This window comes from Moraxella sp. CTOTU47579 (assembly GCF_032004885.1).
Classification (GTDB): domain Bacteria; phylum Pseudomonadota; class Gammaproteobacteria; order Pseudomonadales; family Moraxellaceae; genus Faucicola; species Faucicola tetraodonis.
In genome coordinates this window covers 39743-52422 of the sequence record NZ_DALZOJ010000011.1, presented here as the reverse complement: position 1 = coordinate 52422, position 12680 = coordinate 39743, and the positions used below count along the sequence as shown (strand labels likewise).

At 43.9% G+C, this 12680-nt stretch carries 10 protein-coding genes and 1 pseudogene; 3 read left to right on the top strand and 8 right to left on the bottom strand.

What is annotated here, in order from left to right:
• Positions 1-299: 299 nt before the first annotated feature.
• The 8 genes and pseudogenes from RTP55_RS08615 to RTP55_RS08580 all read right to left on the bottom strand — a co-directional run.
• Positions 300-410 (bottom strand): annotated as a pseudogene (locus tag RTP55_RS08615) (DUF3465 domain-containing protein); the annotation flags it as partial.
• Positions 411-427: 17 nt separating this feature from the next.
• The gene (locus RTP55_RS08610; RefSeq protein ID WP_062331526.1) at positions 428-1534 is read right to left on the bottom strand and encodes an RNA-guided endonuclease InsQ/TnpB family protein; all 1107 of its coding nucleotides are present in this window, start codon (positions 1532-1534) and stop codon (positions 428-430) included.
• 78 nt (positions 1535-1612) lie between these two features.
• Positions 1613-2110 carry a DUF3465 domain-containing protein gene (locus RTP55_RS08605; RefSeq protein ID WP_312385584.1) on the bottom strand — a complete coding sequence of 166 codons (498 nt, stop codon included), beginning with the start codon at positions 2108-2110 and terminating at the stop codon, positions 1613-1615.
• Between the two features lie 102 nt (positions 2111-2212).
• Positions 2213-4399 carry a cytochrome c biogenesis protein CcdA gene (locus RTP55_RS08600; protein WP_312385583.1) on the bottom strand — a complete coding sequence of 729 codons (2187 nt, stop codon included), beginning with the start codon at positions 4397-4399 and terminating at the stop codon, positions 2213-2215.
• 194 nt (positions 4400-4593) lie between these two features.
• A complete protein-coding gene (gspG, locus tag RTP55_RS08595; protein ID WP_203172166.1) occupies positions 4594-5043 on the bottom strand; it encodes a type II secretion system major pseudopilin GspG in 450 nt (149 codons plus the stop codon).
• A 140-nt stretch (positions 5044-5183) separates the two neighbouring features.
• A complete protein-coding gene (gene gspF, locus RTP55_RS08590) occupies positions 5184-6389 on the bottom strand; it encodes a type II secretion system inner membrane protein GspF (RefSeq protein ID WP_312385582.1) in 1206 nt (401 codons plus the stop codon).
• Between the two features lie 27 nt (positions 6390-6416).
• A complete protein-coding gene (locus tag RTP55_RS08585; protein ID WP_312385580.1) occupies positions 6417-7313 on the bottom strand; it encodes a hypothetical protein in 897 nt (298 codons plus the stop codon).
• Between the two features lie 218 nt (positions 7314-7531).
• On the bottom strand, positions 7532-8515 hold the full coding sequence (locus tag RTP55_RS08580) for an AraC family transcriptional regulator (protein WP_312116534.1): 984 nt from the start codon (positions 8513-8515) through the stop codon (positions 7532-7534).
• 483 nt (positions 8516-8998) lie between these two features.
• Here RTP55_RS08580 and RTP55_RS08575 point away from each other — a divergent pair, with 483 nt between their 5' ends.
• The 3 genes from RTP55_RS08575 to lon all read left to right on the top strand — a co-directional run bounded on the left by RTP55_RS08575 (position 8999) and on the right by lon (position 12638).
• The gene (locus RTP55_RS08575) at positions 8999-9616 is read left to right on the top strand and encodes a 5-formyltetrahydrofolate cyclo-ligase (RefSeq protein WP_312385578.1); all 618 of its coding nucleotides are present in this window, start codon (positions 8999-9001) and stop codon (positions 9614-9616) included.
• Positions 9603-9866: a hypothetical protein gene (locus RTP55_RS08570; RefSeq protein WP_312385577.1), complete on the top strand. Its 264-nt coding sequence runs from the start codon at positions 9603-9605 to the stop codon at positions 9864-9866. Before RTP55_RS08575 ends, RTP55_RS08570 begins: the two co-directional genes overlap by 14 nt.
• A gap of 291 nt (positions 9867-10157) precedes the next feature.
• The gene (lon, locus tag RTP55_RS08565) at positions 10158-12638 is read left to right on the top strand and encodes an endopeptidase La (protein WP_312385576.1); all 2481 of its coding nucleotides are present in this window, start codon (positions 10158-10160) and stop codon (positions 12636-12638) included.
• The last annotated feature ends 42 nt before the right edge of the window (positions 12639-12680 follow it).

Genomic DNA, 12680 nt, shown 5'->3' with positions numbered 1-12680 from the left:
TTTTGTTGAAGCTTTTGTTGAAGCTTTTGTTGAAGCTTTTGTTGAAGCTTTTGTTGAAGTTTTTGCCTGCGTAGTTGCTGTAACTGTTAGTGTGGCTAGTATAGCAAGCGATAAAGCAGTGCGGTAAAGCGTAAGTTGTAACATAGGTTGACCTTCTTACAAAAATATCGTTCATGATAGCAAAAATTGATGAAAAATAGTTAACAAATGCATAATAATTTTTAACAGTAAAGTAAAGTTTTAATCAACTATTGGCTCGTCAATTATTGGTATTTCTATGGGTGCTTGTATGGGTAATTCTAATGATACTGCTGACCTTGATACTCAAGCCAACCGTCTTGATGACGGCTAGCGGGGTCACGGTGTGTCCAATGTACAACGCCACCTTTATTGTTATAAATATATTCACCTTGACTTCCTCCCCTTGCTAAAGCAAGGGGATTCCTTCTACAAGACGGTCAAGCCCGACCGCAAGAATGTTCTTACTGGCATTGATATCTCTATCATGCCATGTGCCACACGAAGCACATATCCATTCTCTTATTCCAAGCGATTTTCTACCTTTCGGACTATTGGCGGTGATTTCCCCGCAACACGAACATCGCTGGGTCGTGTATCTCTCATTCACGATTTCAAAACGGCAACCTGCGTTCTCGCATTTGTAGGTCAGTTGCCTTTTGAGTTCAAACCAACCTGCATCGTAAACCGATTTGGCGAGTTTGCTTTTTTTACTGTTAAATTGGGTGGTTTTCACATCACCGACCACGATTAGGGCATTGTCCTTGACTAATTGGGTGGTGAATTTATGGATGAGGTCTTGGCGTGTATTTTTGATTTTGGCATGGATAGCCTTGATACGTTGTTTGTTTTTAGCTCTTTGAGCAATGGCTAACGCTTTAGCATATTTGAGCGTTTGTTTGATTTGTAATTTATTGCCATTTGAGGCGGTGGCACTGTCTTTAAGTCCTAAGTCAATGCCTACACTGCCTGTACCGCATTGTGTCTTGGGGTAGTCTTTGACGGTGATACAGGCATACCAACGGTTACGGCTGTCTTGTACCAATTCGCATGTGTTGATTTGGTATAGGCTAAGGTTGTAGCTGTCCCATAGGTCAATGACTAGTTTTTGTCCTTTGGCTAGGCTTAGTTGCAAGGTGGATTTTAAGCCCTTTTTGCCTGTTTGGTGCGTGGCAATATGCTTAATGGCAGATTGTTTAAATGGTAGCCAACCTAATGATTTACGTTTTGAATTTGGGTTGTTGGTTCGCCATGATAGTTTAGCTTTTTTGAATTGTTTTCTAGCTTTGGCGTGGGTTTCATTGATGGCTTGAATGGTTTGCGAGTGTAACCCCAGTAATTCACCGCTACCTTTGGTGTATTCGTTCAAATCATAAGCTGAAAAGAATTTACCAGTTTTTTGTAGGTGCTTGTAACTCAAGTCATTGACGTAGTTCCATACGAAATTGACCGAACCACTTAGGCGGTTAAGCTTTGCTGTGTGTTTATCTCGTATGCGTAGCTTGAGTGTTTTCATGCAAATTATTTTAGCAAAATTTATGCAAGCGTTATAGTGTATGAGTTGCCTTATATCCACCGCCTAAAGTCGGTGGTTTTACGGCAACGGAGGATAAAAACGAATGGGATTGTTGGCTTGAATACCCTCGATGCGCGGTGCCAAATCAATATTATGGGCAATTAACACCGTGATGTTTGGGTAGTTATCAATTTTGACCAAAAATTTTTGATGGCGGCTACCCTCATTATCGTCTTTTAGCACTTTAATCACCGTACCACACCCTAATACCTGTCGTTTAACGCTGGGATTTTTGGCTTGATAAGCTTGATTAATGACGGCGTTGTTGCATTGAATATTTGTTGCCTGACGTTTTTTGTCAGTATAAGCGCTTGAGTTTTTAGCCGTCTGTTGATTGGACTTTGAGTCCACTAACGGTGAATTTGGGCTTGCTAACTGGCTATTTCCGCTTTGGTTTTGGCTTTTATTTTGCCTTGGCTGTTGGTCGGCATTGCCTTCATGGGAACACCCAGTGACAAAAATTAGCACCCCGAAAGTTAACGGGATGGCTATAGACTTTGCTAAGTGATAGTTCAATTTTTATTTAACCTTTATGGTTGAATGGGTCAATGAATCATTTGACTGAGTTTTCTTGAACTGAGTTTTCTTGAACTGAATTTTCTTTAACTGAGTTTAGAGTTAATTTAATTGGGACAAAAGTTGCTCAAAATCAGAGCGTTTGACTGCACCGTTTTGTCTTGCTACCAGTTGACCGTTTTGGTAAAACAACAATACAGGCGGACCGAACACGGCTAGTTTTTTATAGATTGCTTGGCTATCCGCCGTATTGTCAGTCACATCGAGTTTGACAACTTGCCAGCTGGCTAAACTTTGCGGCGGGTTGGCAAAAAGTGTTTTATCCATGATACGACATTCAATGCACCACTCTGCGGTGACATCGACGACTAGCTTTGGATATTGCGAAAGCAAGGGTTCAAGCTCTGACAGTTTAGTGATTGTAATCGTTTGGGTGGTCTTTGTTGCCGTGAATGCCGATTGCCCTGAAGTATTCACAAGCTTGTTAAGCGGCTGCCAACTATCTTGACTACCTGAGGCAGTGCCTATCACAAGACACGCTGACCAAATCCATGCTAGCAATGCTAGTGCTTGAGTGAGTAATTGACCTTTTTTGCCCTGCCAGCGCCACAGCCATAAGCCAATCACAGCAAACCACAGCGCCCATAGCATCAGCATCCAGCTTGATAGCCATATACGCTCTATCATCAATAAAGCGACGCCAAATAACAGCAAACCAAAACTGGTTTTGACCCAGTTCATCCACTCGCCTGCTTTTGGCATAAAATTACCTTGGGTGGCGCCCAGTAAAATGAGCGGTGTGGATAGCCCAAGCCCCAATAAAAACAATGCGGCAAACCCCATCACAGGATCACCCAGCGCTGCCACACCTGCCAACGCACCTGCAAGGGGTGCCGTCACACAAGGGGAGACAACCAGCGCAGAGAACAAGCCCGTCAAATAACTACCACTTAAGCTACCGAGTCGATTTGCCCCAATTTGGCTGATTTTTTGGAACTTAACACGAAGCGCATGCGGCAGTTGCCAGCGAATGACATCCAACATGTACAGTCCAAGCAGGATAAATAGCCCTGCAAAAATTAGCAAAATAACAGGGTTTTGTAGCCAGTTTAGTATCCCCAAAGATTGCCCAAATAACGCAATCACTGCGCCCAAAATGCCATAACTGGTGGCAACACCCAAACCATAACTACCTGTGAGTAATAACCCTTTTTTGGCAGATGGACGATGTTGACGGGCAACGATATTGGCTACAATCGGCAGCATGGGTAACACACAAGGGGTAAAAGCTAACCCTAATCCCGCTAAAAACAACAGCAATAACGCAACACCGCTATGCTTGGTCAATCCAAAAATATCTTGATTGCTAGCGCTAGCTGTCAAACTCGTTGCCGCCGCCGATGAAGCTATGGGTTTAGTCATGACAGTTGTTTGGACAGGTTGAGAGGATGCCATAGATACGACAGGGGCGGATGCCGTTAACTGCGCTGTGGTTAAGACATCGGTGGCTGAAGCATCGGTCACTGGGGTCAATGCGACTTGCTGCCCCGCTGCGGCTGTACTGCCACTGGAAATCGTTTGTTTGGCAGACGGTGGGCTAGTTGCCTCATCGACGGTTTTAGCAGGGGTCAAGCTAGCAGATTGCTGAGTCGTTGTCGGGGCGGTATCATTGGTCGTCGCCAAGGTGCTGGTGACTTTGGCTTGCGCCGCTTTTGACGTCATTGCGTCTGATTTTTTTGCGCCATTTTTGGTGGAAGCGGCCAATTGGGTGATGACAAATTTGGTCTTTTCAGGGGGATAGCAAAGCCCTACTTTGGCACAGCCCTGCCATTTGACTGTAGCAGGTTGTGAGGTGATTGCTTGATCCGCGCTCAAGGTGGTTGTGGCAGTAAAGGGTTGTTCAAACACAGGCACCCGACCAAAATCCGGGTCATCCACGTAGGTCGGTGCTGCACTAAATTGTAGCGGCGTCGCTGTTACCCCGTCAGGCAATTGTAAGGTTAACTTATCCCGATACGCATAATAGCCTGCTTTGACATCCACATGAATGGTCACTACTTGCCCTTTTTGCTCAGTATAGACTTTAAAAGCCTCATGTACCGGTAGCGGCTTGTCTTTGACGGTCAAGCTGGGATTGTCACTGCCGCCAAAAACCTCGCTTAAACTAATCGCTTGCGCGCTTGGCATAGTGAGGCTAGTGACAGCCAGTAGCGTGCCAAGTAAAGAGGCATGACGACTCACGGTTCGAAAACAAGATAAGGGCGTGGGCATAGGGGGTAGATTTTTCAAAGATAACTTCTCATACGTTTCAAATTCATAGGTTTTAAATTTATACGTTTCAGATTTATACGTTTCAGATTTATACGTTTTCAGCCACGTAATTATACTATGACGGCTAATTTTAGCTAATCCCTGTCCAAAAACCTAGCAAAAAAAATCAGAGTGCGTGACTCTGATTTCGTTAACCCAGTAACAGCACTAAACTATAGCTTAGCAAAAATGTCTGCGTCTTGTCCTTCGCCGCCTTCTTTGCCATCAGCCCCCAATGAGAATAAATCATAGGTTCTGCCTTCGGTACCTGGGATAACGTATTGTAGCTCATTATCCCAGCCATCTTTCGGGAAACCGCCTTTAATATACCCGCCCTCTGGCCAGTTTTTGGCGCCTTGTGGTGGCTTATTTAAGGCTTCTAAGCCTTCTTGGGTGGTGGGATAGCGACCATTGTCCACTTTAAACATATCAATGGCATTTGAGGTGTTGGATAAAGCCGTTTCGGTGGTTTTGACGCGGGCTTTGTCACTTTGACCCACCACTTTGGGTACCACCAGACCTGCCAAAATTGCCAAAATGACAATCACCACCATGACTTCAATTAAGGTAAAACCCGCTTGACGATTTTTTGATACATGAGCACAACACATACGAATTTCCATTTTTTAGATTTTTAGCGCTTTTGATAAGGTGTTAGGATTTTACACGGCTTTTTTGACAATTTGCATACCGATTTGGTTAATTTTGTCGGATGATTTAGCCATTAATTATTTAGCGATTAATTATTTGGCGGTTTTAGGGTTTACCCTGCCAAATCATTCATATTAATAATCGGTAGCATCACTGCCATCACAATGGTCATGACAATCACCCCCATCAGTACCAACATCAGCGGCTCAAGTAGCGACAATAGCGTGCTAATCATATTGGTGGCTTCATTTTGCTGCATCGCTGCTGCACGCGTCAGCATGTCATCAAGCTCGCCTGAGTTCTCGCCGCTTTTAATCATCTGTACCATCATCGGCGGAAAATAATTACTGCGCTCAAGCTGGCTTGATAGGCTTGCGCCTTCGGTGACTTTTTCTGTGGCGTTCACGATGGTATGTTTGATATGGGTATTGGTGGTGACTGCCGCGCCGATGGCTAGTGCTTCCACCAATGGCACCCCTGAGCGTACCAAAATCGCTAACGTACTGGCAAAACGTGAGGCATTCAGATTTCGCGATAATTTACCAAACACCGGCAACCGCAAGACAAATTGGTCAAAAGCGGCTTTGCCTGCCGCCGTTTTAATAAACTTCACAAATAAAAACACCGCACCGATTAGCCCGCCTAATATCAGCCACCACCATTGGGTTAAGAGATTAGACAATGCCAACACTACTTGGGTGATCCATGGCAGCGCTTGCTCGGATTGTTCAAACACTTTGACAATTTTTGGCACGACAAAACTCATCAAGCCCACCACCACTGCCACCGCCATGAGCAGCAAAATTATCGGATACACCATCGCGCCTTGTACCTTTTTTTGCATGGCAAAGCGATTTTCGGTGTAATCGGCTAACTGGTTTAAAATCAAATCCAAATGCCCTGAGCGCTCACCTGCGGCAATGGTGGCAATATAAATCGCTGGAAAATTACCCGAGTCTTGTAGCGCGCTCGCTAGGCTATAGCCTTCCAATACTTTGGCACGCACGCCATGCATCAACGCTTTGACATGCGGTTTTTCGCTTTGTCTAGCAATCGCTTGCAACGCTTGTTCAATCGGTATCGACGCTGCCAACAACACCGACAATTGGCGGGTGATTAATGCCAAATCATACGCGCCCACCCCTTTTTGCCACAATCGGTTGCGACTGACATCGGTTTTTTGTACAGGTGAGACTTCGACAGGCAGTAAATTTTTATCACGCAGTTGTTGGCGGATTAGCCTAGCAGAATCGCCTTCAAGAATACCTTGGTGTGACTTGCCTTGGGTATCCATGGCTTTGTACTGAAATGCGGGCATGTGAGTTCCCAACGGGTAAAATTAGCGTTATTTTAAAGGCTTAATAGGCTGAAATAAAGACTCGTTTTCATTGGAATCATATTGTACCAACACCGATAGCTCATCGCGCAAGTCTTGTTTGTTAAAGCTATTGACCTCAGTAATCAGCATTTTTTCGATTCGTTTGTCAACGGCGTATTCACTGATTTGCGCACAATAGATGGCTAATTGATAAACTTGCGCTTTGAGTGACTCATCGAGTGATTGCAATAGTCTCACCAATTCTGCCACATTGATGACTTGGTAAGGGTAATTGGGAATCGCCGCCTCTTTTAATGGGGTGACTGAATAGTTGACACCGAGATGGGCAAAATAATAACAACTAAATAAATAACCTAAAATATGACCAACAAAATAACCCCGGTCATTGTGATAGCATGCCACACCCAAAAACTGAATCACGGTCGCCGCCAAACTATGTTCAAGACCGCGAAATTCAGCGGATGATGGCAGCAAGCCTATGGTTGGTAAGTTCATTAAATTTTTGCTTTGGCTGACAATCTGCCAACCAATCGGTCGCTGCGGCGGTAAATGATGGCTAATCGACATCACTAAATCATCAACAATATGTAAATTATTGAACAAATGCTGCAGTTGCATCAGCCCAACATTATCGCGCATGTTCAAATATTTGGCGACTTGCAGTTTTTTAGTTTCAATAAACTGGGATTTTTTACTGGAGATATAAAATAACAGTTGGTGGGGTTGGGAGTGCTCAAAATACTGGGTCACCGCATTTTCTTGTGCATGAAACACGGCGGTGTATTGACTGGTAACATCCATTGGGTTAACACCACGATGGTCTATCGCAGGGTCTTCTGGATTGGGCTTGATGTGCAAGCCATGTGCTTCGACAGGTTGACCTTTGGTAGTTGAAGTTTCCATGTTGGCAATCGCAGCTGATAAAATATGGGACAGTGCTTGTCACTATATCATACCCCTATCGACATAACCTAACAGATATTGCTATGAAAATAGACTGGGCATTCTTAGTTGCAATAAAATTCGCTATAAGACATAAAGCTTGCTATAAAAGTGGCAATAACCACAAAACCGCAGCAAACCTACTTTTTTGTGGTTACTCAGGGTTCTCGACTACCGACTTATTCCTCGCTCAAGCTATCAGCAAAATGCACATCATCGGTTCGAAACGACTGGCGATATTTTCGTGGTGACATTTTATAGACGCGTTTGAATGCTTGGCTAAAGGTACTATCGGAGGCATAACCCACTAACTCACTGATACGGCTAATGCTATTTTCTTGTAGCCGCAAATACCGCGCGGCAAGACGAAGTCGATAGTCCGTTAAATAAGTTAACGGCGGCACCCCTACCACTTCACGAAAATGCTCGGCAAAACTACTGCGTGACATTCCGGCGACTTCAGCTAACTTATGAATGGTCCAATTGGTCTCAGGTCGATCATGCATGACTGCCAACGCCTTGGCAAGGTAAGGGTCTTTCACAGCTTTTAGCCAATTATCTGTCGCTTCGGGCAAATCCTCGATATAGTTGCGTACACACTCAATCATCAAAATACTGGCGATACGATTGATAATGGTCATTTTGCCAAGTCGGTTCTGCTCAGACTCTAATGCCAAAAATTTGACCCCCAAATCAAGCATAATCATTTTTTGCTCATCGTTTGATTCGCTTTCTGGCAAAATTTCTGGTAAAGCGCTGAGTAACGGGCGCGTAATTTCTCGATCGTAATGGCACACAATTGCGACCATTTCGGTTGTTTGCGCTGGTTCATCACCTTGGCTAGAAATCGCAGGGTTACCCAAGTTGATAGTTTCAACAGTCTGGTTGCTTAATAACGGGGCAATGTCAATTGATGGGATATCCGATTGCCCCACACCACAAACAAGGTGTTTTTTGCCGCCTGGCACCATGACCACATCGCGCGCGTGTGCGTTGCGATATACATCATCGACCTTAATACTGATCCCACCTGTGGTAATCAAATAAAACACGATACAATCTTTTTTATCTAACTCAAACGACCACTCCCCAGTGGCGTGTATATAGTGATACTGAGTTTGATACAAATGTATATCTTCAAGCAACATACTGAGTGCATCCATTAATTTTTCCTAAGTTATTAACACGGCAATTTAAAAAAAATGCAACATAAACTACAAACTAGCTAACTTACAAGTCAAACTTTGGTAATTGGACTTGAGATAAAAATTTAAAGACGTATACATAAACCGTCATCCTCGTTATCAGCAATCATATCATCTTTTACAGGCGCTGCTGGTTAAGTTTGAGTCCGTAGGGCTACTAAAATTCAGTGTTACAGGCCGCAAAAATGCTTTATTTTTCAACGATTTCAAAGGTAGTGGCATAACAGGTAATAATAATTAGTGGACACTTGTTATGGGTTATACACTAGCGGTAGGATATTTGGGTGTTTAAGCAAATAAATAAGTAAAGAAATAGCTAAGCAACTAAACCTAATCAGCCAAATCAGCCATTTGGCTTTTTTTTGATTTTGATTTATTATCATGCTTTATTATCAATGGCTTAACTATAATCTATAACCATTACATCATCGCTATGAATCTATGAATTCTCATCACTTGCGTAAACAGTTACGTCAACAACGTCTACGCTTATCCAGGCGCCACCGTAATCGCGTCGCTTATCAAGCACGACGAAGTTTAAATCGACTACAGCATCCTGCTTTAACTGGCAAAAACGTCAAGATCGGGATTTTTGCCGATGCCTTTGGGGAGATGCCTACCCAACCGCTGATGGATTGGGCGAGACAGCGCGGTTATCGTATTTATTTACCTGTCGTCACCGGCAAACATCAGCCGCTGGTATTTATCCAATTTAGCCAAAAAACTTGGCGACAATCTCGCCTACCCAAACACCCACTGGGTATGCGCCAACCTGAGAAAGGAAAAATGCTTAACGTCGCGGCGCTTGATGTATTGTTTATGCCGTTAGTGGCAGCGGATAAAATTGGCAATCGTATGGGGATGGGTGGCGGTTACTATGACCGCACCTTAGCCAAGGCTAAAAACAAACCGCTTAAAATTGGCTGGGCTTATGATTTTCAATTGGTTGAAAAATTAAATGCTAATCCTTGGGATATCACGCTTGATGCCCTTATCACGCCGAGTAACCTATGGATATTCCGACGCTATTTGGTGGAACAATCCCATGCAAAAAAATGACAACTCCCTGTTTCAACATGTGGTGATGACCTCACCTTCCGTAACCGACAATGACGCTGATATTGAGATTAATATTGATAGCGATACCCATACCGACACTAGCCAAGTCCATCAACCCTTATACCCATCAAGCGGTGAATTAAGCAATTCAGAAATTGCCAGTGTCATGAATCCCGCTAGATTAACGCAACTTTTAACCCAAGCTGATGCCTTTACCCGAGTGAATTCTGAAGACTTGGACGACTTTTAGATACGTATAAGCTAGACATGCATAAATTGAACACGTATCAACTAGCCTAAAAAATTAGATAAATATAAATCAATATTACAGCGGCATTAGGCTCAGTGCACGATTGCGGTGGTTATTTTCAGCGCTTTGTTACCAATTTATTGCCCTTGGCTGGTCGTTTTTTTCCCCTTTGTGTGACCAGCCTTGCAATTTTTTGCATTGACGCCATTTATATTTTTAAGTCTATCAGCAAGCCATCATTTGCTCACAAATGGTCAGTTGCTTGTTGTGTTATTTAAGGGGACATAGTATATGCAAGATGATGTTTTAATGACAAATCCAGAATCATCTGAGTCGCAAGAATTCACTACGCTACCATTGTTAGCTTTACGTGACGTTGTGGTGTATCCACAAATGCAAATTGCTTTATTTGTGGGTCGTACGCCCTCAGTCAAAGCAGTCGAGCTTGCGCAAAATGAATTTGACAATAAAGTATTGGTGGTGGCACAAAAAGACTCACTATCTGAAGACATTGATGCCAGCAATCTATTCGAATATGGTACGGTGTGCCGTGTCGTCAATACCATGCCACATGAAAATGACGAAAATTGCATCAAAGTGCTGATTGAAGGTCTTTACCGTGCCAAATTGGTCGATATCCAAGACACCGATGAGGAAGAAGCGGTATTACTGGCCGATTTTGAAAAAGCGCCTATCACCGTGAATATGAGCGCTAAAACGCAAAAATCGCACAAAGAAGCGTTAGTTGCTTTGTTTAGTAAATATGCCGAAAACCGCCTACGTAACTCACGCGAGTTAATTCGTGTGGCTGAGCGTATCACCCAACTTGAAGAGTTGGTATATTTCATTGCGACGCGTGTCTCACTCAATTTATCGATTAAACAAAACTTTTTGGAAGTCGATGATTTGACTGCGCATATCAAAGAGTTGTCAGACTATTTGATTCAGCAAAGTGCCGAGCACAATATCGAGCAAGAATTACAAGAAGCGGTCCGTCGCCAGATGGAAAACAACCAGCGCGAGTATTTCTTAAATGAAAAAATGAAAGCGATAAAATCTGAGCTTTCTGACCTTCATGAAGAACGTGGTGAAAATTATGACGATGACGACATTGCTGAGCTAGAAAAACGTTTAGCGGAAGCCGATTTGCCAGAAGCGGTGCGTAAAAAAGCAGAAAATGAGTTTCGTAAACTCAAAACCATGCCTGCTGCCTCTTCTGAGTCATCGGTCGTGCGCAACTATGTCGAGTGGATTTTAGACACCCCTTGGAACAAAACCAGTGATGTCTCAATCGACCTCAATAGAGCCCATGACGTGCTTGACACTGACCATTATGGTTTACAAGACGTGAAAGACCGCATCTTGGAGTTTTTGGCAGTGCAATCTCGCGTGGATACCTTAAAAGGTCCGATTCTTTGCTTAGTAGGTCCGCCTGGGGTGGGTAAAACTTCTTTAGGTGAGTCCATTGCCCGTGCGACAGGTCGTGAGTTTATCCGTATGGCATTGGGCGGCGTGCGAGATGAAGCCGAAATTCGTGGGCACCGACGTACCTATATCGGTGCTATGCCAGGTAAAATCGTACAATCACTTTCAAAAGTGGGCGTAAAAAATCCGCTATTCTTACTCGATGAAATCGATAAAATGGCGCAAGATTTTCGTGGTGACCCTGCTTCAGCGCTGCTTGAAGTGTTAGATCCATCGCAGAATCATAGCTTTAACGATCACTACTTGGATATGGATTTAGACTTATCACAAGTGATGTTTATCTGTACCGCCAATAGTATGGATATCCCGCCTGCGTTACTTGACCGTATGGAAGTGATTCGTCTGCCAGGTTATACCGAAGATGAAAAAATCAGCATCGCCGATAAATACTTAGTACCAAAAGCGATTCAGCAAAATGGCTTAAGTGATACTGAAATTGATATCACCGATGAGGCACTCAAAGCAATTGTACAACGCTATACCCGTGAAGCAGGTGTGCGTAACCTTGAACGTGAAATCAACAAAATCGCCCGCAAAGTGGTGAAACAAAACGTTGAATCATCGGGCAAAGACAAAGCGGAAGATAAAACCGCGGCACACAAATTAACGGTCGATAGTTCAAATGTCGCTGATTACTTGGGTGTATACCAATTCGATTATGGCTTGGCGGAGCAAGAACCTGAAGTCGGTCGCGTCACAGGTTTGGCTTGGACCCAAGTCGGTGGTGAGCTGTTGACCATTGAAGCGGTTGCCGTGCAGGGTAAAGGTGAACTGAGTTTTACAGGTTCACTAGGCGATGTGATGAAAGAGTCGATTCGTGCGGCGATGACGGTAGTTCGTGCCCGTGCTGATAGCTTAGGCGTCAGCTATGATAAGCTCAAAGGCACAGATATCCACGTGCATATGCCAGAAGGTGCGACTCCCAAAGACGGTCCATCTGCCGGTATTGCGTTAACGCTTGCGTTAGCCTCTGCGATGACGGGTATTGCTATTCGCCCCGATATTGCCATGACGGGTGAAGTTACCTTGCGCGGCAAAGTGTTACGTATCGGTGGCTTGAAGGAAAAACTGCTTGCAGCGCATCGTGGCGGTATCAAACACGTGTTGATTCCAAAATCCAATGAGCGTGACTTGGTTGATATTCCTGACAATGTCAAACAAGGCTTAAGCATCCAGCCAGTAGAAACGATTGATGAAGTATTTAAAGCCGCTTTGGTATCACAGCCTGTGGCGTTAAAACCCAATCAATTGCCAGTCGATGCCAGTGACGTTAGTTTAAAAAGTTAATTCACAAAGCTAAGCTCACACTGAAGTAAAAACTGAAATTAA

Bases quoted from the DNA above. Each gene is read 5' to 3' on its own strand.
- RTP55_RS08610 (WP_062331526.1), bottom strand. From the start codon at position 1,534: ATGAAAACACTCAAGCTACGCATACGAGATAAACACACAGCAAAGCTT.
- gspG (WP_203172166.1), bottom strand. From the start codon at position 5,043: ATGGAAATTCGTATGTGTTGTGCTCATGTATCAAAAAATCGTCAAGCG.
- gspF (WP_312385582.1), bottom strand. From the start codon at position 6,389: ATGCCCGCATTTCAGTACAAAGCCATGGATACCCAAGGCAAGTCACAC.
- RTP55_RS08585 (WP_312385580.1), bottom strand. From the start codon at position 7,313: ATGGAAACTTCAACTACCAAAGGTCAACCTGTCGAAGCACATGGCTTG.
- RTP55_RS08580 (WP_312116534.1), bottom strand. From the start codon at position 8,515: ATGGATGCACTCAGTATGTTGCTTGAAGATATACATTTGTATCAAACT.
- RTP55_RS08575 (WP_312385578.1), top strand. From the start codon at position 8,999: ATGAATTCTCATCACTTGCGTAAACAGTTACGTCAACAACGTCTACGC.
- RTP55_RS08570 (WP_312385577.1), top strand. From the start codon at position 9,603: ATGCAAAAAAATGACAACTCCCTGTTTCAACATGTGGTGATGACCTCA.
- lon (WP_312385576.1), top strand. From the start codon at position 10,158: ATGCAAGATGATGTTTTAATGACAAATCCAGAATCATCTGAGTCGCAA.